The organism is Gilliamella sp. Bif1-4 (assembly GCF_001690535.1).
In the GTDB taxonomy this organism is placed as follows: domain Bacteria; phylum Pseudomonadota; class Gammaproteobacteria; order Enterobacterales; family Orbaceae; genus Gilliamella; species Gilliamella bombi.
Genome location: NZ_LZHC01000025.1, coordinates 148,370 through 169,440, shown reverse-complemented (window position 1 = coordinate 169,440; position 21,071 = coordinate 148,370). Strand labels below are relative to the sequence as shown.

The following is a 21,071-nucleotide window of genomic DNA, read 5'->3' as shown; positions in this document are numbered from 1 at the left end:
GAATCAAAATAATCATAAAGAAAGTATCAATATTGATAAGGACTCTTCAACTTGGTGTACTTTTACTAAGTTATGGCCCTATATTGCTCAACATAAATTAGTATTATTTATATCAATAATTTTGTTAATAATTAGTGCCTTTGCCGATACTTCATTAATAGGCCTATTGCGCCCTTTACTCGATCTTGGTTTTTCAATGAATGACCGAGAATTTTTATATATGGCGCCTATCTATATTTTTGGTTTAGTGTTTATTCGTGGTATTGCTAATTATGGTTATTCTATATTATTAGCATTGATTTCTGGTAAAATTGTCATGCGCATTCGACAAAGGCTTTTCGCACATTTTGTTGATGCACCTGTAAGTTTTTACGATCAATCCTCAACAGGAAGGTTATTGTCGCGAATAACATATGATACAGATCAAGTTGCAGCGTCTTCATCGGATGCTTTAATTACGATAATTCGTGAATCAGCTTTTATATGTGGGCTATTTTATACAATGTTTTATAATAGTTGGCAATTATCACTATCTTTACTTGTTGTGACTCCTATTGTAATTGGGTTAATTTCTTTTATTTCAGTAAAATTTAGAAAATTGGCAAAAAACATGCAAAATTCTATGGGAAATGTCACCATGGCAGTTGAGCAAATGCTAAAGGGATATAGGGAAATTATTGTTTTTGGTGCACAGAATGAAGAATCGAAAAATTTTGAAAAAGTTAGCAATAAATTTCGCCGTGATGGAATGCGTTTAGTTTCTATCTCTGCACTATCAACGCCAATAATACAATTGGTGATCTCATTTGCTATTGCTTTTGTGTTATTAACCGCAAGTGATCCTGATTTAAATATTACAGCTGGAGAATTTACTGTCGTTTTTTCATCACTAGTAGCATTAATGCAACCTATTAAAAATTTAACCAGTGTTAATGCAAATTTTCAAAAAGGAATGGCTGCTTGTCAAACTTTATTTGCAATCTTTGAACAACCTTTAGAAAAAGATAATGGATCTATTAGTGTTGATCGTGTAAAAGGAAATATTGTATTTGATCACGTAACTTTTAGTTATGAAACTAGAAAAGAGCCAGCTCTTAAAGACATTAGTTTTTCTGTTCCTGCAGGAAAAACAATTGCTTTGGTTGGCCGCTCAGGTTCAGGGAAAACGACAATAGCAAGTTTACTTACTCGCTTTTATGATATATCTAAAGGACAAATTTTAATTGATGGGCATAACATTCATGATTTCACATTACATTGTTTACGAGATCAAATAGGTTTAGTATCACAAAACATTCATCTTTTTAACGATACAATAGCTAATAATATCGCCTATGGAAGAATTGGTGAATATACGCAACAACAAATAGAAGAAGCTGCAAAAAAAGCCTACGCTTATGATTTTATAATGCAAAGTGAGCATGGATTTGATACTAAAGTGGGAGAAAGTGGAATACTATTATCTGGTGGGCAAAGGCAAAGAATAGCAATTGCTCGAGCACTATTACGTGATAATCCTATATTGATTTTAGATGAAGCAACATCAGCCTTAGATACTGAATCGGAATATGCAATACAACAAGCTCTTTCTGAACTACAAAAAGGGCGTACCTCAATTGTTATTGCACATCGCTTATCAACTATTGAGAATGCTGATGAAATACTAGTTGTTGATGCTGGTGAGATTATAGAACAGGGAACACATCACGAATTACTTCTAAAAGATGGTGTTTATAATAAATTATATCAAGCAAATCATTTATAAGTTGTAATGTTATAAGAAATAGTTCATTGATCATTATTAAGCTTAATAGGATATAGTCAATTTAGGAGTATAGGATATTAAATGAGTATTAAAAGAATTGTTACAGATTGTGCTTGTTTATTTGTGAAAGATAAAAAAAAGAAATATTTTCTAACCAAAAAGTATGGTAGCACTCGACCGTATATTTTGTCTAAAAAGAAAGCTAAAGTATATCAAGATATTTATATTCCTATTTATAAGCATAATGTTCGATTATGTCCTGTTGAGCCTGAAATTTATAATAAAAAAGGAGAAAGATTAAGAGTTATTTTTTTAAGGGATAATTACAAACCTAATGCATCTTCACAAACAAGTAATCTGATATATTGGGATAAATATAATTTTGAACTTCCATTGCATCTTTATACTCATGGACGTATGTTGGAGACAATGGGATCTCCAACAGGCCGTTTTGGTGCTTTGGTTGAAACTAAAGGTATAAAGCCTGATAGTTATGAAATATTTCAAAAATATAGAGGGTTAGAGAAAGATTTTGATTTGATTTTTACTTATGATGAACAACTTCTAAATGAAATACCTAATGCAAGATTTGTTCCTTTTTGTGCCGATATAAAGCTTTTTTCTGGCGATTTTGTAATGCTATCGAACTTAGATGAGATATTTCAACAAAATTTGTTTTATGAAAAAAATAAAGATATCTCAATATTATCGTCAAATAAAAAATTATGTGAATTGCATCTAAAAAGAATTTTAACTGCGATTAAATTAAAAAATCATCCTAAGGTTGATACTTTTGGAACTTTTGATGGTGGAGAGTTTATTAATCCTTATGAAACATTGAAAGATTACCGTTATTCTATTGTGTTTGAAAATGAAATATCTGGGTATTGTTTTACTGAAAAGTTGACAAATTGTTTTGCTACACAAACTGTGCCTATTTATATAGGTGCTAGTAAAATAGATCAATTTTTTGATGAAGATGGTATTATTAGGGTTAAAGAAAGCGAAATTGATAACATAGAAAATATTATCAAACAATGTTCAGAAGCTGATTATATATCCAGAAAAAACGCAATTATGAAAAATTTCATGACTGTTCAACAATTTAGTAATAATGAAGACTATATGTACAAAACATATATAGAAGGTTATTTTTAAATAATTGAGATAATATTTTATAAGTGTTTAAACTAGAAATATAGATAAAATAATAATTAGATTAATTTTCAAATATTATTAAATAATTCAAAGTGGTTATTATAGATGATAGATGTAACTAAGTTCATAGAAGGTAAAAAAACTATTATTGATAATGAAAGTAATGATACTAATACACAATGGCATATTTTGCTATGCTTTGATGATAATTATGCTTTACCAGCTGGCGTTAATATGTATTCTATTATTAGCAATAATCCAAATAAAAAATTACATTTTCATTTATTTATGCAAAACGTATCAAATGATAATAAATGTAAAATAGAACAGCTTTCATCAAATCATGTTTCAATAACGCAATACTATCTGAATGATAAATTTAAGATTCACGCTAACAATACAAAATATTTTCCTATTTCTGCTTGTTTGCGAATTATTGCTCCATTAGTTATTCCTAAAGAAGTAACTAAATTACTTTATGTTGATAGTGATACTTTATGTTTGGCATCATTGGATGAACTATTTAGTTTAAATATAGCTGATAAAGTTATTGCTGCAGTACCTGATGTTGAAAATACACAAAATTCCCAATGTAAAAAATTTCAAATTGAGTATGGTAGTTATTTTAATTCTGGAGTTTTGTTATACAACTTGAAAAAGTGGAATGAAGCTAATATCACAGAAAAAGCACTTAATTTATTAAATGAAGGGATTGCTTATAAATTTCCCGATCAGGATGTGCTAAATATTTTATTAAGTAATAATATTTATTACTTACCCACAAAATATAATTGTCTTACTTTGTTAAGTGTTGGCGGCCATGAGGATCAGCAAAAAGCTGAAAAGGGTGCAGTTTTTATACATTATACTTCGGGAAGTAAACCTTGGTTTAAACTCTATTTGACATCAACTTATCAAAATTTCATTGATGGCTCACCTTGGTATCAAGCCAAGCTAGCCTTAGCAAATAATCTTTCCCCATCTACAACCAGACGTTATGCTAAATTTTTAATCACTCAAAGAAAATATATCTGTGCTTTTCTTTACTACTTGTTATATTTAAAACATAAATTATTAAAAAGATAATCAAATAATGATCATTTTTTTATATTTATCCTAATAAGTAGTTTTAGATAATCGATATATTTATAATTAAAAAGTTACTAAAGGCATATATGAATAATACTCCTCTTATATCCGTAATTATACCAGCATACAATACAAGAGATGTTATTGAAAAAACATTAAAATCAATAGAAGAGCAAACGTATCAAAATTATCAAATAATCATTATAGATGATGGTTCAACTGATGATACAGGTATATTTATAGATGAATACCAACAAAAAAATGCTAAAATTATTGTTTATCATCAGAATAACAGTGGTGTGTCTGTTGCCAGAAATAATGCTCTTAAATATGCGTCAGGTGAGTTTATCTGTTTTTTAGATAGTGATGATACTTATGAGTCTTCTTTTTTTGAGAAAATGTTAATTCGCCAACAACAAACCAATTTTAACATTGTTTATTGTGGTTTTTATCGAGTAAAAAAGAATAAAAGTATTAAAGAATATCTACCTTTTGAAGAAGGAAATATACTTAATAGTTTTATCAAAAAAAGTTTTCATATTTCAGGCATGCTAATTAAGCGTTCTTTTTTACTCGATAAGAATATTACTTTTGATACTGACCTTAAAATTTGTGAGGATATCTTTTTTACTATTAAAGCTATAAGTCAATGCGAAGTGGCTGTAGTTAAAGATCATTTATTCAACTATTTATATAGAGAAAAATCGGTAACAAATTCAATTGCTACTATTGAATTATATTTACAGAATATAGTAACTTGGGAACGGATTGAGTATTATTTGAAGCATAATTACATTAAAAACGACAAAGAAGAGATTTACCAGCGAGTTCAATCTATAGTAGTTAAATTAAAAGTAAGACTTCTTATTGAATATTTAAAACAATTTAACTATAAAAAAATTTATTATTATCTAAATAAAGATCTAAAATTTACTAGTGATATGAAATTGGTAAATAAAAAGTACTTACCAAAAAGTGATATCAAAAAAATGAATATAATAAAAAGTAATTGTCTAGCCATTTGGTTTTGGGGTAGTTTGTACTATCGATATATCAGGCGTGAAACTGGAAAATAACTCAAGATATAAACTAAACAGTAATTTATTGTTAATGCTATAACAAGGACAATTTATATGAAAAATGAAGTGATAAATATAGCCTTTTGTACCGATGGTAATTATCTTGAATATGTAGCTATAGCAATAAAATCAATTCAATTAAATAATTTAGGTAATCATCTTCAATTTCATGTATTTCTTTATGATGTTCCAAAAGAGGCTGTTCATAAATTACAAAAATTGAATGTTTCTATTAAAAGTTATTTTATTGAAAAAAATGAATTAGATAAATATCAAACTGAACATCAATTACAGCATATCAATCGATCAATGTATATTCGACTTCTTGTGCCTCGATTACTGAAGAATGAAGTTGATAAATTTATATATTTGGATGCTGATATATTATGTTTTCGTGATATATCATCAATTAATCAGATTGATATTGATTCAGTGGTTTGTGCTGTTGTTTCTGACTCTCTAATTTCAAAAAATATTGAAAAAAATATTACTCGTTTGGAGTTAAGTTCAGATAATTATTTTAATTCGGGTTTTCTCTATATTAATACAAAAAATTGGTGTGATTCTGACATAGAAAATAAAGTTAATTCAGTTTTGTTAAATCCGCAACAATATAGACTTGTTTATCCTGATCAAGATGCTTTAAATCTTATTCTTCAAAATAAAGTTAAGTATGTTGATTGTAGATGGAATTATTTATTTACATGGATGACTGAAACAGAAAAGAATAAAATCTTTGATAATGAAGATATTCTACCATTTTTTATCCACTTTACTGGTGCCAGAAAACCTTGGTATCAAGAACATGAAGGAACGGCACAAAATTTATATGTATTTTACAAGCATTTTACACCATGGGCTAATAAACCTTTAGAAAGTTATCTACCTAGAATGAGAGTTAATGACTATCGTATATATGCGAAATCATTTTTTAGAAAAGGTGACTTTTATAAAGGAATAAAATTTTTCATTCAATACTTATTATTAAAATACAGAAAAAAGAAATAAAATATAAAATATTATAGGAATTCTAGTTATGAGTCATTTTTCTTGGCAATTAAAGTTTATTCGAAAAAAAATAAAACTATATTTTTTTTACTTTTTAAATAAAATTCTAATGTGTTCTTTTCCTAAAAGAAAAACGATATTTGAACCGTCAAAAATAAAAACTATTTTAATAGCTCGTAATGATAAAATTGGCGATATGGTTGTAACTACCGCTTTAATAAAAAATCTTGCTCAAGCTGGTTATGATGTTTATGTTTCTTCGCAACAATCAAGTTTAGATATTCTTAAAAATAATCCTAATGTTAAAGCTACATTTAGTTATAATGATTATTCGTTAAAGGATTTATTTAAAACTATACAAACAATCAGAAAGCATCATTTTGATTTAGTAATTGATACAAGACCATTTTATTCATTTGAAATGCGTAAAATTATATTTTGTGTATTTACTAACTCAACTCATTTGATGGGATTTAATAAAAGTAATGTAAAATCATATAATATTTCAATTCCTTATTATAATAATAATGCTCATATTACTAATCAGTTAAATAAAATATATGAGTATATGAACATTAAAAATTATGATGAAAATTATGATCTTTATATTTTAGATAATAATAAAAAAAATGTTGATAATTTTATATTAGAAAATAATATAGATAAATTTGTTATTATTAACCCTTTTGGTGGAGCAAGAAAGCGTGAATTGTCTCAATGGCAAATGGAGCATATTGTTTCACTCATGAAAAAAAACAAACCAGATCATAAAATTATTTTTATTGGTGAACCCAATAAACTTAAAAATGTTAAACTTGACTTAGGATTAATATTTCAATCAAATACCATTTTAGATGTCATTGCTTTAATCAAAAAAGCTGAATATGTTATTACTGTTGATACTTCTATAGTGCATATTACAGCAGCATTCAATAAACCATGTTTAACCATTTATTCAGAATCAAATCTATTCGAACAAACAGACGATTTTAATTTGATAATGCGTAAGAAATGGAAAGACTATTACCGACAAACGTGTAATAATTTGGTAGATAATTCTTATTTGAAAAAAAATAATCTATTAGTAGAAATACCATATTGTTATGATCAAATTTGGTCTCCTAATAATCCGAATGCGAAACAAATTGTATTTTATAAAACTTTTTTAGCAAAAGTAGACAATGATGAATTTAGCAGATGTATATCATCTTATTTAGGATAAATTCACTTAATTAATATACAAAATAATAATATTGTGATGCTCATAATTGCAAAAGAGAATGATGTAATAATTTATTTTTAATTAACTGTTAATAAAATTGGTAATAAATAAAAACTCAAATTTGAATTTTTATACTATATCTGACAATTTCAAGTAGTTAATATACTATGCTTTGTAGATACCTATATTTTGAAAATATTAATTGATATAGTATATTAAGTTTTTTTAATTATTCAATTCAGCAATAATAAATTCATCTCATTTTTGAAATGTTTCATTATATTTTCATAACGTTTTATTTTTCTTAGAATATATTTTCTTAATTTTATTGGTGTGTTGAACTTAGTTTTTTATTAGGTATATTTAAGTGATTGATGATTTTTCTGATAATGGTTTATTGGCTAAAGCTATTGATGGATTTGTGGCAAGAGAGCCACAACGAAACATGGCAAGTAAAGTCTCAGAGTCAATAAATAAGCAACAGTCTCTTGTTGTTGAGGCTGGGACTGGAACAGGTAAAACATTCGCTTATTTAGTACCCGCTCTACGTAGTGAAAAGAAAGTAATACTTTCCACGGGATCCAAGAATCTACAAGATCAACTTTTTAGTAAAGATCTGCCTATTATCAAAAAAGCATTAAATTACACTGGCAAAATATCTCTTCTTAAAGGTAGATCGAATTATCTTTGTTTAGAACGATTGTATAATCAATATGCAGCTGCAGGAGATCTTGATAAAAATTTACGTGTTGATTTAGTTCGTGTCAAAAATTGGTCAATTAAAACCAAAGATGGAGATATTAGCAAATGTATAACTGTTACGGAAGAAAACCCAATTTGGCCAGTATTAACCAGTACAAACGAAAGCTGTCTTGGAAGTGACTGCGAACATTATAATGATTGTTATGTTGTTAAGGCTCGTAAGCGTGCTTTAAATGCGGATATTGTGGTTGTTAATCACCATCTATTTTTAGCCGATGTTGTGGTAAAAGATACAGGTTTTGGTGAGCTTATTCCTAAGGCTGATGTAATGATTTTTGATGAAGCCCATCAGTTACCAGATCTGGCTTGTCACTATTTTGGACAACAGTTAACTAGTCGTCAGCTACTAGAACTTGCAAAAGAGATAACACTTAGCTATCGCACTGAAGTAAAAGATATGTCTCAGCTACAGCTGTGTGCAGATAAATTGCAAAAAAGTGTTCAAGATTTGCGTATTGCAATTAATCAGCAACCACCTAAAGGTAATTTGCGAGTGTTATTCAAACAGCAAGCAATAAAAAAAGAGTTATCTTATCTTTATGATGCATTAGATTTTTGTCGTGAGGTTTTAATGTTGGCAATAGGGCGATCTACAGCATTAGATAACTGCTTTGAACGAGTAAATCAATACATCAGCTTATTAAAAAAATTAAGTGAAACATATGTAACTGGATTTAGTTATTGGTATGAATGTACTTATAATTATTTTGTTTTTGCGATAACGCCATTATCAGTGGCCGATAAATTTTCTGAACTATTAGCAGAACGTAAAGGTAGTTGGATTTTTACTTCGGCAACCTTGTCTGTTGATAATAAATTAGATTATTTTACTAAGCGCCTTGGTCTTACAAATGCCGAGTCCCTTATTTTAGAAAGCCCATTTGATTATTTACATCAAACTGTCATGTGTGTTCCGCGTTATATTCCTTCTCCTAATGAACAAGGTAATGCTGAAAAATTGGTCGATATATTATTGCCAGTTATTGAAGCAAACAATGGACGTTGTTTCTTCCTATGTACTTCTTATGCCATGATGAATGCTTTAGCAAAACAGTTTAAAGAACTCACCAAATTACCAGTATTAGTACAAGGTGAAACAAGCAAAGTAAAATTACTTGAGCAATTTATACATAGCGGAAACGCCTTATTAATTGCTACCAGTAGTTTTTGGGAAGGTATTGATGTTCGAGGCGATACCTTATCTTGTGTTATTATAGATAAATTACCATTTACATCTCCAGACGATCCTTTAATAAAAGCTCGTATGGAAGATTGCCAAATGCAAGGTGGAGATGCATTTAATGATGTGCAATTACCTGAAGCTGTTATTACCTTAAAACAAGGTGTAGGTCGATTAATTCGCCATCATAATGACCGCGGAGCAATTATTATTTGTGACAATCGCTTGGTTATGAGACCTTACGGTGCAACCTTTATTAATAGTTTACCTCCATCGCCAAGAACACGAGATGTAAATAAAGTTATTAATTTTTTATTATCTAAAACTAACTTATAAACTTAAATATTTTGGAAAAGAAATGAGTACTATCTTAGCTATTGATACCTCAACAGAAGCATGTTCGGTAGCTTTAATTTACCGTAATGAAATCACTCATGATTTCATCATATCAGCACGCGATCATACTAAGCAAATATTACCAATGGTGGATAAGCTTCTTGCACTATCAGATTGTTCACTTGCTCAAGTTGATGCCATAGCCTTTGGACAAGGACCTGGTAGTTTTACTGGTGTTAGAATTGGCATTGGTGTTGCACAAGGTTTAGCATTAGGCATTGACAAACCAATGATCGGAGTTTCAACGTTGATGACCTTGGCTCAAGGTGTATATCGAACACAAAAAGCCACAAAAGTCATTGCTACAATTGATGCCAGAATGGGGGAAGTCTATTTAGGACAATACTATTACACCAATAATCAATGGCAAATAGTTATTCCAGAATGTGTTATTGCACCTGAAAAAGTAATAGAAAAAGTGGAAAATATAGGTAATGATAATTATTGTGCTGGCACTGGTTGGCAAACTTATCCAGATATGATTAAAGGAATAAGACAAAGTGATATCTTATTACCTCATGCACAAGATCTAGTCGTTATTGCTAAGAATAAATGGTTAAAGAATGAAGTTGTTAATGTTGAGGAAGTAGAACCAACTTATTTACGTAACGAGGTAACTTGGAAAAAACTACCAGGTCGTTAATAACAAGTAAATATTAAAAAGCCACCAAATAGTGGCTTGAATTTAATACACTCATTTACATTATTCTTTAAATAAGCCTAAATGCTCTTTTGCATAAGCTTCAAAATCAGTACAACCACCGATTAGTTTTTCATCAATAAAGATTTGAGGTACTGTTTCAACAGGTTTACCTACACTTTTAGACAGATCCTCTTTAGTAATGCCTTCTGCGTTAATATCAACATAACGATAAGAAAAATCATCACGTTCTTGAGAAAGTTTTTCAGCTAGTTCTTTAGCTCGAACACAATAAGGGCAACCTTGACGTCCAAAAATTACAGTATACATTTTTACCTCGAATAAATTGTTTCACATATAGATACTATACGTTACTTTAAATTAAAAAAAAGTTGTTAAATATAGTTGATTAAATAGATTATACCTATTGATATTGGGCTTGAAAAGCTAATCTAGTTTTATGTTTGAAAAGTTAAATCTATTTGCTTATTTTTTCATAATTTAGAATTATTATTCAGAAAGCTAGCATTTTTTAAATTTATCACTTAATACTTCAGTAAACTTGATATCAAAAAACTAAACACCTAATATAAACATAATTTAATAACCTTTTAACTTTCAGACAAAAAGATAGTTCTATTTCTGTAAAAATCATTCAGAAATAGCTTGTGCTAATCTTGACTTGTTTGTTTTTCCAATCACAACATAAGCTCAACTTTATTATGTTTATTTTCAGGTAGACGTTATAATTTTCATGAATTAACTAGCTGGATATGAATATGTTAAAAAAATTGATATTGATTGCTTTGTTGTTACCTATCACCGTATTTGCTGCTAAAAAAGAGTGTGGGATTAAGCCCAGTTATGACATTACGATAAATAGAGAAAGTGTACATATTTTTGATAAAAAAAATGATTTAATTATCATGCCAATTGGTAATGTCATTTTAAATAAAGAAACGATATCACTTAATCCATCATTACAAAAAGAACTGATTCAATTTCAGCAAGATTTACGTCAACAGTTGCCGCTACTAGAACAACAATCATTAAGCCTTTTAACTGAAGTTAAAGAAACTTTTGAAAAAGCAATAAAAAATCAATTGGGCGATGATAATGAGCTAAAAAGCGAGTTAAACAAATTATATAAACGTTTAGTTAAGTTGTTACATGCATCAATTATTACTGAAAATGGTAATACGCGATTTTCTTATCGACATTTTAATAATATCAAAAAAGATGGAGAAGATATTGGTCAACGCATTTTTTATAATGTTGTGGGCGGAAGTATTTTGCATTTCGAATTTTTTAAAAATTATGGAGCAATTAAACAAATTTCTAAAAATGAATGGAAGGCTCAAAAACCTAAATTAAAAGCTTTTGATGCTCATATTTGTTCAGTTATTACAGATATTGATGCTCAATACAAACAAATATTGAATCAACTTAATCAATCAATTCATAACTAAATAGACATTAATAAAAACTTTTGCGAAAATGATACCTCTAATAAGATAGTTAAACGGAAGCTTATGACTGCACATATAATTGATGGGAAAGTATTAGCACAACAAATACGAACTGAAATTGCTAATAAAGTCAAAATGCGTATTGAAAAAGGACTCTCAGTCCCAGGGTTAGCTGTAATTCAAGTCGGTTCAGACCCTGCATCAAAAATCTATGTTAAAAATAAGCAAAAGGCTTGTGATGATGTTGGTTTTGTTTCATTTGCTTATGACTTTACCTCGACGACCACCGATGAATTATTAGCATTAATTGATGAACTAAATCAACGTTTAGATGTGCATGGTATTTTAGTACAACTGCCTTTACCTGATAATATTGATAAAACAAAGGTTCTTGAACGTATTGATCCAAGTAAAGATGTCGATGGTTTTCACCCATATAATATTGGACACTTGCTACAGCGTGATCCAATCTTGCGACCATGTACTCCTTATGGCGTAGTCAAAATGCTAGAATCTACTGGCATAAATCTGTCAGGTTTAAATGCTACCGTTGTAGGAGCATCAAGCATTGTTGGTCGTCCAATGGCATTAGAGTTATTATTATTAGGTTGCACAACAACCATTACCCATAGTCGTACTATTGATTTAGCAAAACATGTTAGCAATGCGGATATTGTTGTTGCGGGAGTAGGCATTGCTAATTATGTTAAGGGTGAGTGGATAAAGCCGGGTGCAATCGTCATTGATGTTGGTATCAATCGTTTGCCAGATGGTAAACTTGCAGGTGATGTAGAGTTTGATGTTGCTGTTAAAAGAGCGGGATGGATCACGCCTGTTCCTGGTGGTGTTGGTCCAATGACCGTTGCTATGTTAATGAGCAATACACTAGAAGCATGTGAAAAATTTGGTAAATAAATTATATTAATTTAGATTTACTAAATTTTATTCGAAAGATATATATTAAAAAAAGGATTATGCAATGATTGTATTTCACACTAATTTAGGTGATATTAAAATCAAAACTTTTGATGATAAGGCGCCAGAAACTGTTAAAAATTTTGTTGAATATTGCAAAGAAGGCTTTTATAACAACACAATATTTCATCGTGTTATTAATAATTTCATGATTCAAGGTGGTGGTTTTGAACCAGGAATGAACCAAAAAAAGACAAAATCACCAATTAAAAACGAAGCAAATAACGGTCTAAAAAATGAACGTGGTACTTTAGCAATGGCACGTACATCAGATCCTCATTCGGCAACTGCGCAATTTTTTATCAACGTGGTTGATAATGATTATCTCAACTTTCGCTCTGCGGACATTAATGGTTATGGCTATTGTGTTTTTGCACAAGTTGTTGATGGGCTTGATGTGGTTGATAAAATAAAAGCTGTTAAAACAGGGCGCAGTGGTATGCATTCTGATGTTCCTGTTGAAGATGTTATTATTACGAGTGTCACGGTTGAATAATCCTGTTCGTTATTTTATTGCTGATATTCATTTAGCAGATAATGAGCCTGCTTCAGGTTATATTAATATAACCGCAGGCTTTTTGTCTTTTTTGGATACTTTGCCCGACAACTGCGAGCTTTACATTCTAGGCGACCTTTTTGATTACTGGGTTGGGGATGATGTAAAAACAAACTTACATTATCAAATTGCGCAGGCTTTACAAGCCTTATCAAAACGTAATATAAGAAAATATTTCGTTCATGGTAATCGTGATTTTTTATTGGGGAAAAAGTATGCGCAACAATGCGAAATGACCTTACTGCCCGAGATTAATTGCCTTCCTAATCAAGGAAAAAACATCATTTTTTTACATGGTGATTTACTGTGTATTGACGACCATCAATATCAAAATTTCCGAAAAATTATGCATAATAAATGGCTTCAAAAATTATTTTTATTTTTACCACTTTTTATTCGGTTGAAAATTGCAGCTAAGTTACGAAAAAAAAGTAGTCAACATAATCAACTCAAATCTGAAAATATCATGGATGTGAATCAGCAAGCAGTTATTGAAATGATGGTTAAATATAATGCAGATATTATGGTGCACGGTCATACACATAAACCTGCTGTACATCATTTTCAAATTGAAGGCAACACTGCAACTCGTGCGGTGCTTGGTGCTTGGCATGATGGCGTGACATATATTAAACAAGCGGAAAATAGTAATACTTTAGAGCTTTATAACCATTCTTTTAAATAGTCACTTTGTAAAACATGTTTGGTCTTACCAAACTCAATCAGCTTGCCTTGATCTAAAATTACAACATTATCGGCTATTTGTTTAACTTCATTAATATTATGTGTCACATAAATAATGGGTATATTTAGCTCATTAGTTAATTTATTAATATAAGTTAACAATTCTTTTTTTCTTGGCATATCGAGAGCAGAAAGCGGTTCGTCCATTAATAGTAATAAAGGGTTGGTTAATAGTGCTCGACCAATTGCTACTCGCTGTTTTTCTCCACCAGATAACATGGCAGGATAACGATTTAATAATGGTCGGATATTAAGTACATTAACTATTTCATCAAATCTTGATTGCTTGGAATTTTTAGCACCATAAATCAGGTTTTTAATAACTTTATAATGAGGGAAAAGTAATGCATCTTGAAAAACGGTACCAATATGCCGATTTTCAGGAGCAATAAAAAGGTGTTTATCGCAATCAACGAGTGGTAAGCCATTCAGTTGGATTTGACCTTGATCAGGTCTAATTAATCCATTAACAAGGTTTACTAGTGTGGATTTTCCCGAGCCAGAAACGCCTAAAATAGCAGTAACCCCTTGGCAGGCTATCTCATGATTGAATTGGAACGAAAACGAAGCAAGTTGTTTGCGAACATCTATTTTTAACATATTGATTATCCTGCTAATTTCTTTTTATGCCATCGATTTAACAATTCGGATAAAAAAAGTGCGATTAGTGATAACACAACCGAAATAATACACAGCCGTAATGCACCTTGTTCACCATTGGGAATTTGTAGCAACGTATACATTGCTAATGGTAAGGTGCGGGTTTCATCTTGAATATTTGACACAAAAGTGATTGTTGCACCAAATTCCCCTAAGCAACGGGCAAAACCCAATACAATTCCCATAAGAATACCAGGAAAGGCTAATGGTAAAGTAATAGTTATAAAAACTCGCCACTTATGGGCTCCAAGAGTCCGAGCAACGTTTTCAAGGCGTGTATCAATTGATTCAATGGCTAAGCGAATTGAACGCACCATTAATGGAAATGCAACTACTGCCGAAGCTAAAGCTGCACCTTGCCAATTAAAGCTAAAGCTAATATTTAAATGGCTACTCAACCACTCGCCAATAACGCTACGTCGTCCCATGGTTATTAACAACAAATAACCTAAAACAACTGGTGGTAAAACAAGAGGAAGATGCACGAGGCTATCAAATAGCGATTTACCAAAAAATTGACAGCGTGCCAATATCCAAGCGGTTAAAATGCCTATTGGCAAACTAAAACCAATTGCTGTGGCGGCTATCTTTAAACTAAGTAGCAAGGTTTGCCATTCAAATTCAGTTAATAACATAGTTTTATAAAATTATTTACTTATTAAATTACTTTGTTATAAATCCATATTTTTCAAAAATAGCTTTAGCTTGTGGTGAATTTAAATATTTATAAAAATCAGTTGCTTTTGGATTCAACAAAGTGATGGGATATTCGATAGACTTAAATGTATCATCAGGAAAGGATCCAATTATTTTTACCTTATTGCTTATTTTAGCATCGGTACTATATACAATACCAAGCGCAACTTCATTACGCTCAACTAGTACCAAAGCGTCTCTTACATTACTTGCAGGAGCAAATTGTGGCGATAATTTATTAAATACCCCTAAATTAGTTAATGATTCTTTTGCATACATCCCTGCTGGTACATGATCAGGATCACCAATAGCTATTCTTTCACCTTTAGGTAAAATAATTTCCCAATTGGTATTTTTATTAATTGAAACATTCTCTAAATGTGAATTTTGGGGAGCAATAAGCACCAATGTATTTTTTAATAAATCGTGTTTATTTTTAGTTAAATTATGCTCAATAAGATAAGTCATCCACTTTTGATCTGCTGACATAAATATATCCGCAGGTGCACCTTGTTCAATCTGTTTAGCTAATACTGATGATGAAGCAAATGAGAATACAATATTTGCATCTTTATGTTCTGCTTTATAAGATGCAGCGATATCTTGCATAGCATTAGTCAATGAGGCAGCGGCAAATATAGTCATTTTTTCAGCAGCTGAAACTGAAAAAGTTATTGCCATCATTAAGATAATTCCAATAATTTTTTTCATTCTGTTCCTCACAATAAAATTGAGTTAATTTTAACTGTTAATATTATTTATCCAATTGATTATTATGATTTATTACGTTATTTGGCAAATTATTAAATAGCCGTTATATAAAATATAACATATCGATGCTAGCAGAATTTATATATAAAGTACAATTAAAATTCATTTAAGCTGATACGATATGATAATCAACAAGATTTTTAACAAGTTTTGAAGGAATGCCAAAAAGGGTCTACAATAATCACTATTATCTCTTCCAAATTGATTAGTCGGTTCTTCATGGTGTTAAATTATGTTTTCTCCTGAAATTTTATTAACGTTAAATATAAAACAGCAGTTATTTACTGATCCAAGGCGTATTGCGTTATTAAAAGCAATTGAACAGACGGGGTCATTAAGTCAGGCTGCCAAGCAAATTGGTATTAGTTATAAAACCGCATGGGATGCCATTAATGAAATAAATAAATTAGCACCTAAACCTTTTTTAATTACTGCAATTGGTGGTAAAAATGGAGGAGGCACTAAACTGAGTGCTTATGCAGTTAGATTTATCCAACTCTATGATCTATTAACTCAACTACAACAAAATGCTTTTAACATACTAAATGATGACAAAGTACCTTTAGATGATATTTTAAAAGCTACAGCTAGACTATCATTACAAACCAGTGCACGAAATCAATTATATGGTACGGTTAAGCAGATTCAAACAAATGATGTTGCTGGTTTTATTACAGTGCTACTTAGTGATAATCAAACTGAGTTAAAAGTTTACATTACTCAATCAAGTATTGAACGGCTAAAGTTGAGTACGGACAAAACAGTATTGCTGTTAATTAAAGCTCCATTAATTGAATTAAAAAATGAAATCGAAAACGAAAACTGTTTGTCGGTTACCGTTGAAAAAATAACTACTGATGGCAATTGGAGTGAAATTGCTTTCACACTATCTTCTGGCATAGTGCTTTATGCTAACAAATTAGCCAGTGAAGTAAAAAAATCGGCCTTAACTACAGGCAAACAATCAAAACTATTTATTAATCCACAAAATATTATTGTTGCGACATTAGTTTAGCAATATGAGGTTATCATGCTACAAATAGAAAACGCACATTTTAAAATTAGTGACTACCTAGTTTTTACCATTGAATCACTTACAATAAATCAAGGCAGTAATGTTGCATTTGTGGGGCGTAATGGCAGCGGTAAATCTATACTAGTTAAAGCATTGTCTGGTGAGCAAACATTATTATCAGGCAAAGTAATTAATCAATTTAACTCCATAGCACACATATCGTTTGAACAGCTACAAAAACTAATTGATGATGAATGGAAACGCAATAATACAGATATGCTAAGCGAAGGTGAAAACGATACAGGATTAACCACTCAGCAAATTATACAAGAAAATAATTTTAATCAAGTACTTTGCCAAAAATTAGCAACACAATTTGGAATTGAACACCTATTAACGAAACGCTTTAAATACCTTTCAACTGGTGAAACACGCAAAGCCTTAATCTGTCGAGTTTTGATGCAGCAACCTGATTTTCTGATATTAGATGAGCCTTTTGATGGCTTAGATGTGACATCACGTGAAAACTTAGCCGAAATACTAGCAGATCTTGCTAAGCAAGGTATCACAATTGTCCTTGTTTTAAATCGATTTAATGAAATTCCTACATTTATTGAAAATATTGGCATACTAGCCGACTGCCAACTATTGAAAATTGATACAAAAGATACAATATTAAACGATACAACTGTTAAGCAATTAGCTGATTTGGAAAATATTTCCAATATGCCATTACCAGAAGCCGACGAACCACCAACTCAATTAGCTGATCAATTAGATCGAGTCATATTAAATAATGGTTATGTATATTATGATGATAAAGCAATCATTAATGGATTAACTTGGCGAGTAAAAGCCAAACAAAATTGGCAAATAGTTGGACCTAATGGTGCTGGTAAATCAACGTTATTAAGTTTAATAACTGGCGATCATCCACAAGGGTATAGCAATGATCTCACTTTATTTGGTCGTAAACGAGGTTCGGGTGAAACGATTTGGGATATTAAACGCCATATTGGTTATGTTAGTAGCAGCTTACATTTGGCTTATCGAGTTAGTTCTAGCGTTAAAACAGTGTTATTGTCTGGCTATTTTGATTCGATTGGTGTCTATCAAGCTACGAGTGATAAACAAGCTAAATTGGCTGATGAATGGCTACAATTATTAGGGTTACAAACGCAGGCGGATAAACCTTTTCAATCGCTTTCTTGGGGACAACAAAGATTAGTATTGATTGCCAGAGCGTTGGTTAAACATCCGACACTGCTTATTTTAGATGAACCATTGCAAGGGCTCGATCATCTTAATCGAGAATTAGTAAAACGTTGGATAGATCGTTTAATTAGTGAAGGGTACACGCAGTTGCTATTTGTGTCTCATCACGCAGAAGATGCGCCAAAATGCATCACTCACCGATTGACTTTCATCCAAAACTTGGATCATAGCTATCAATATCAAATCGAACAGATAAATCTAATGATTAGTTAAAACTATCAAAAACAGTATTAAAGATAGGAATAAACATTAAAATAAAAGGGATTTTTTTTTGAAATTTTATCTTGATAATTTAAAAAAGTTTATAAAGACTATACTTATAAAGTTATCCCCGTTGCCTGTGGATAACTCTGTGAGTATTTTATTGAAAAAAACGCTAACCTCAGTAACTATCAGGATTTTTCTTAATTTGATTGTAACTTAATCATGAAATATTTTTTTGTTTTATATCAACATGTTATTGTAAATCAAGTTATAAATTAATTGTCTTTTTTATAAATGAAAATGTTAATTGAACAAAAAATAGCAAATTTTAAAAGGTCAAGTCCTTTTGGGGATAATTTTTATTAATAGGTAAAATATTAGGTTGCGATGTAATGAAAAAATTTAAATTATGTTCCGAATTTAAGCCCGCAGGTGATCAGCCAGAAGCAATAAAAAGGATTAATCAAAATCTTGATGATGGCATTGCGCATCAAACACTATTAGGCGTAACTGGATCAGGTAAAACATTTACCATGGCAAATGTTATTGCTAAACATAATCGCCCTACAATTATTTTAGCACCAAATAAAACATTAGCCGCTCAGCTATATGGTGAAATGAAAGCCTTTTTCCCTGAAAATGCGGTTGAATACTTCGTATCTTATTATGATTACTATCAACCTGAATCTTATGTACCGTCAACCGATACATTTATTGAAAAAGATGCGTCAATCAATGAACATATAGAACAAATGCGTCTTTCTGCTACTAAATCACTACTAGAACGACGTGATGTTGTAATTGTTGCTTCGGTGTCGGCTATTTATGGTTTAGGAGCACCAGAAACCTATATGTCGATGATATTACACCTAACAAAAGGCACCATAACCGATCAGCGTTCAATCTTAACTCGATTAGCTGAATTGCAATACACTCGTAATGAAATAGGTTTTAGTCGTGGTACGTTTCGTGTTCGAGGAGATGTTATAGATATTTTTCCAGCTGATTCAGACGATCTTGCTGTGCGCGTAGAGTTATTTGATGATGAAGTCGATCGAATTGTTATGTTTGATCCGCTTACAGGTAATAGCATAAATGAAGTATCGCGGATAACAATTTATCCAAAAACGCACTATGTCACACCAAGAAACATTATGGAAAACGCTATTGCGCAAATAAAGCAAGAGCTTAAAGAACGTCAAAAAGTTCTGTTAGACAATAATCGTCTATTAGAGGAGCAACGTTTAACTCAGCGGACATTATTTGATATCGAAATGATGACCGAGTTGGGGTATTGCTCTGGGATTGAAAACTATTCACGCTTTTTAGCTCAGCGTAATCCGGGCGATCCGCCTGCAACCTTATTTGATTATTTGCCACCTGATGGATTACTGTTTATTGACGAATCTCACGTCGCTATTCCACAATTAGGGGCAATGTATAATGGTGACCGTTCACGTAAACTTAATCTGGTTGAATATGGCTTTCGTTTGCCATCAGCACTAGACAATCGACCGCTAAAATTTGCTGAATTTGAAAACATCATGCCACAAACGATTTATGTGTCAGCAACACCAGCTAAATACGAAATTGAAAAATCAGGTAATGAAATTATTGAACAAGTAGTTAGACCTACAGGTTTATTAGATCCTATTATCGAAGTTCGACCAGTTGCAACGCAGGTTGATGATCTATTATCAGAAATCAAAATTCGTATCAATAACGAAGAGCGTGTTTTAGTGACCACATTAACTAAACGTATGGCAGAAAACTTAACTGATTATCTGTCAGAACATAATGTAACTGTAAAATATTTGCATTCAGACATCAATACGGTTGAACGTATGGAAATTATTCGTGACCTACGTTTAGGTAAAGTTGATGTACTTGTGGGCATTAACTTATTGCGAGAAGGTTTGGATATACCGGAAGTCTCACTAATAGCAATATTGGATGCTGATCGCGAAGGTTTTTTACGTTCAGAAAGTTCACTAATTCAAACCGTAGGGCGTGCAGCTCGTAATGTAAATGGTAAAGCCATATTATATGCTGATAGAATAACCCCAGCTATGCAAAAAACGATTGATGAAACTGCCCGTCGTCGTAAAAAACAGGAAGACTTTAATACAGCACACGGCATTACACCAAAATCAGTACGCAAAGAAATTAAAGACGTATTAGAGGCAGGTTTAAGTACCAAAAAATCAACAGCCAAAGTACAAGCATTTGAACATGGTAAACCGTATCAGTATGTTTCAGTTAAAGAGGTTCAGGCAAAAGTGAAAGAACTTGAAGCAATGATGTATGAAGCAGCTAAGAATCTTGAATTTGAAAAAGCTGGTGTACTGCGTGATGAAATAAAAAAATTGCGTGCTGATTTTATTAAAGTTTCTTAATAACTCATCTA

The 21,071-nt window shown here is 31.0% G+C and carries 19 protein-coding genes; 15 read left to right on the top strand and 4 right to left on the bottom strand.

The window, feature by feature from the left end:
- The first annotated feature begins 25 nt into the window (after window positions 1-25).
- The 8 genes from msbA to tsaB all read left to right on the top strand — a co-directional run bounded on the left by msbA (window position 26) and on the right by tsaB (window position 10,302).
- Entirely contained in the window at window positions 26-1,765 is a 1,740-nt protein-coding gene (msbA, locus tag A9G25_RS05615) for a lipid A ABC transporter ATP-binding protein/permease MsbA (RefSeq protein WP_065626153.1), read from the top strand.
- Between the two features lie 81 nt (window positions 1,766-1,846).
- The gene (locus A9G25_RS05610; protein WP_065626121.1) at window positions 1,847-2,923 is read left to right on the top strand and encodes a glycosyltransferase family 10 domain-containing protein; all 1,077 of its coding nucleotides are present in this window, start codon (window positions 1,847-1,849) and stop codon (window positions 2,921-2,923) included.
- A 105-nt stretch (window positions 2,924-3,028) separates the two neighbouring features.
- Window positions 3,029-4,009, top strand: coding sequence for a glycosyltransferase family 8 protein (locus tag A9G25_RS05605; protein ID WP_065626120.1), 981 nt, complete (start codon window positions 3,029-3,031; stop codon window positions 4,007-4,009).
- Window positions 4,010-4,098: 89 nt separating this feature from the next.
- Complete coding sequence (locus A9G25_RS05600) at window positions 4,099-5,088, top strand: glycosyltransferase family 2 protein (protein WP_065626119.1); 990 nt, start codon at window positions 4,099-4,101, stop codon at window positions 5,086-5,088.
- Between the two features lie 57 nt (window positions 5,089-5,145).
- A complete protein-coding gene (locus A9G25_RS05595; RefSeq protein ID WP_065626118.1) occupies window positions 5,146-6,099 on the top strand; it encodes a glycosyltransferase family 8 protein in 954 nt (317 codons plus the stop codon).
- Between the two features lie 28 nt (window positions 6,100-6,127).
- On the top strand, window positions 6,128-7,321 hold the full coding sequence (locus A9G25_RS05590) for a glycosyltransferase family 9 protein (RefSeq protein WP_065626117.1): 1,194 nt from the start codon (window positions 6,128-6,130) through the stop codon (window positions 7,319-7,321).
- 367 nt (window positions 7,322-7,688) lie between these two features.
- The gene (locus A9G25_RS05585; RefSeq protein ID WP_065626116.1) at window positions 7,689-9,599 is read left to right on the top strand and encodes an ATP-dependent DNA helicase; all 1,911 of its coding nucleotides are present in this window, start codon (window positions 7,689-7,691) and stop codon (window positions 9,597-9,599) included.
- Between the two features lie 22 nt (window positions 9,600-9,621).
- Window positions 9,622-10,302, top strand: coding sequence for a tRNA (adenosine(37)-N6)-threonylcarbamoyltransferase complex dimerization subunit type 1 TsaB (gene tsaB, locus A9G25_RS05580; RefSeq protein WP_034912055.1), 681 nt, complete (start codon window positions 9,622-9,624; stop codon window positions 10,300-10,302).
- A 60-nt stretch (window positions 10,303-10,362) separates the two neighbouring features.
- Here tsaB and A9G25_RS05575 read toward each other — a convergent pair whose 3' ends face one another.
- Entirely contained in the window at window positions 10,363-10,629 is a 267-nt protein-coding gene (locus A9G25_RS05575; RefSeq protein WP_065626115.1) for a GrxA family glutaredoxin, read from the bottom strand.
- Between the two features lie 449 nt (window positions 10,630-11,078).
- On the opposite strand from A9G25_RS05575, the gene A9G25_RS05570 reads away from it, so the two are divergent.
- From A9G25_RS05570 to A9G25_RS05555, 4 genes are all read left to right on the top strand, one after another.
- Window positions 11,079-11,768 (top strand): DUF2884 family protein, encoded by a 690-nt coding sequence (locus A9G25_RS05570; protein ID WP_065626114.1) that lies wholly within the window; start codon window positions 11,079-11,081, stop codon window positions 11,766-11,768.
- A 63-nt stretch (window positions 11,769-11,831) separates the two neighbouring features.
- Entirely contained in the window at window positions 11,832-12,683 is an 852-nt protein-coding gene (gene folD / locus A9G25_RS05565) for a bifunctional methylenetetrahydrofolate dehydrogenase/methenyltetrahydrofolate cyclohydrolase FolD (RefSeq protein ID WP_065560709.1), read from the top strand.
- Between the two features lie 64 nt (window positions 12,684-12,747).
- On the top strand, window positions 12,748-13,239 hold the full coding sequence (gene ppiB, locus A9G25_RS05560) for a peptidylprolyl isomerase B (protein ID WP_065626113.1): 492 nt from the start codon (window positions 12,748-12,750) through the stop codon (window positions 13,237-13,239).
- Complete coding sequence (locus A9G25_RS05555; protein WP_218057545.1) at window positions 13,232-13,984, top strand: UDP-2,3-diacylglucosamine diphosphatase; 753 nt, start codon at window positions 13,232-13,234, stop codon at window positions 13,982-13,984. Before ppiB ends, A9G25_RS05555 begins: the two co-directional genes overlap by 8 nt.
- On the opposite strand, the gene modC is transcribed toward A9G25_RS05555, so the two are convergent.
- From modC to modA, 3 genes are read right to left on the bottom strand one after another with little or no spacing between them, the layout of a single operon-like run.
- Window positions 13,963-14,643: a molybdenum ABC transporter ATP-binding protein gene (gene modC / locus A9G25_RS05550; RefSeq protein ID WP_065626111.1), complete on the bottom strand. Its 681-nt coding sequence runs from the start codon at window positions 14,641-14,643 to the stop codon at window positions 13,963-13,965. The genes A9G25_RS05555 and modC overlap by 22 nt on opposite strands.
- A gap of 5 nt (window positions 14,644-14,648) precedes the next feature.
- Window positions 14,649-15,338 carry a molybdate ABC transporter permease subunit gene (gene modB / locus A9G25_RS05545; RefSeq protein ID WP_065607551.1) on the bottom strand — a complete coding sequence of 230 codons (690 nt, stop codon included), beginning with the start codon at window positions 15,336-15,338 and terminating at the stop codon, window positions 14,649-14,651.
- Window positions 15,339-15,366: 28 nt separating this feature from the next.
- Window positions 15,367-16,122, bottom strand: a complete 756-nt coding sequence (gene modA / locus A9G25_RS05540) for a molybdate ABC transporter substrate-binding protein (RefSeq protein ID WP_442903083.1) — start codon at window positions 16,120-16,122, stop codon at window positions 15,367-15,369.
- Window positions 16,123-16,402: 280 nt separating this feature from the next.
- Between modA and A9G25_RS05535 the strand changes: the two genes are divergently transcribed.
- The 3 genes from A9G25_RS05535 to uvrB all read left to right on the top strand — a co-directional run bounded on the left by A9G25_RS05535 (window position 16,403) and on the right by uvrB (window position 21,060).
- On the top strand, window positions 16,403-17,185 hold the full coding sequence (locus A9G25_RS05535) for a TOBE domain-containing protein (protein WP_065609245.1): 783 nt from the start codon (window positions 16,403-16,405) through the stop codon (window positions 17,183-17,185).
- Window positions 17,186-17,200: 15 nt separating this feature from the next.
- Complete coding sequence (modF, locus tag A9G25_RS05530) at window positions 17,201-18,673, top strand: molybdate ABC transporter ATP-binding protein ModF (protein ID WP_065626109.1); 1,473 nt, start codon at window positions 17,201-17,203, stop codon at window positions 18,671-18,673.
- A gap of 383 nt (window positions 18,674-19,056) precedes the next feature.
- On the top strand, window positions 19,057-21,060 hold the full coding sequence (uvrB, locus tag A9G25_RS05525; RefSeq protein ID WP_065626108.1) for an excinuclease ABC subunit UvrB: 2,004 nt from the start codon (window positions 19,057-19,059) through the stop codon (window positions 21,058-21,060).
- Window positions 21,061-21,071: the final 11 nt, after the last annotated feature.

Coding starts and splice junctions, on each gene's coding strand:
- A9G25_RS05610 (WP_065626121.1), top strand. CDS start 1,847: ATGAGTATTAAAAGAATTGTTACAGATTGTGCTTGTTTATTTGTGAAA.
- A9G25_RS05605 (WP_065626120.1), top strand. CDS start 3,029: ATGATAGATGTAACTAAGTTCATAGAAGGTAAAAAAACTATTATTGAT.
- A9G25_RS05600 (WP_065626119.1), top strand. CDS start 4,099: ATGAATAATACTCCTCTTATATCCGTAATTATACCAGCATACAATACA.
- A9G25_RS05595 (WP_065626118.1), top strand. CDS start 5,146: ATGAAAAATGAAGTGATAAATATAGCCTTTTGTACCGATGGTAATTAT.
- A9G25_RS05590 (WP_065626117.1), top strand. CDS start 6,128: ATGAGTCATTTTTCTTGGCAATTAAAGTTTATTCGAAAAAAAATAAAA.
- tsaB (WP_034912055.1), top strand. CDS start 9,622: ATGAGTACTATCTTAGCTATTGATACCTCAACAGAAGCATGTTCGGTA.
- A9G25_RS05575 (WP_065626115.1), bottom strand. CDS start 10,629: ATGTATACTGTAATTTTTGGACGTCAAGGTTGCCCTTATTGTGTTCGA.
- A9G25_RS05570 (WP_065626114.1), top strand. CDS start 11,079: ATGTTAAAAAAATTGATATTGATTGCTTTGTTGTTACCTATCACCGTA.
- folD (WP_065560709.1), top strand. CDS start 11,832: ATGACTGCACATATAATTGATGGGAAAGTATTAGCACAACAAATACGA.
- ppiB (WP_065626113.1), top strand. CDS start 12,748: ATGATTGTATTTCACACTAATTTAGGTGATATTAAAATCAAAACTTTT.
- modC (WP_065626111.1), bottom strand. CDS start 14,643: ATGTTAAAAATAGATGTTCGCAAACAACTTGCTTCGTTTTCGTTCCAA.
- modB (WP_065607551.1), bottom strand. CDS start 15,338: ATGTTATTAACTGAATTTGAATGGCAAACCTTGCTACTTAGTTTAAAG.
- A9G25_RS05535 (WP_065609245.1), top strand. CDS start 16,403: ATGTTTTCTCCTGAAATTTTATTAACGTTAAATATAAAACAGCAGTTA.
- modF (WP_065626109.1), top strand. CDS start 17,201: ATGCTACAAATAGAAAACGCACATTTTAAAATTAGTGACTACCTAGTT.
- uvrB (WP_065626108.1), top strand. CDS start 19,057: ATGAAAAAATTTAAATTATGTTCCGAATTTAAGCCCGCAGGTGATCAG.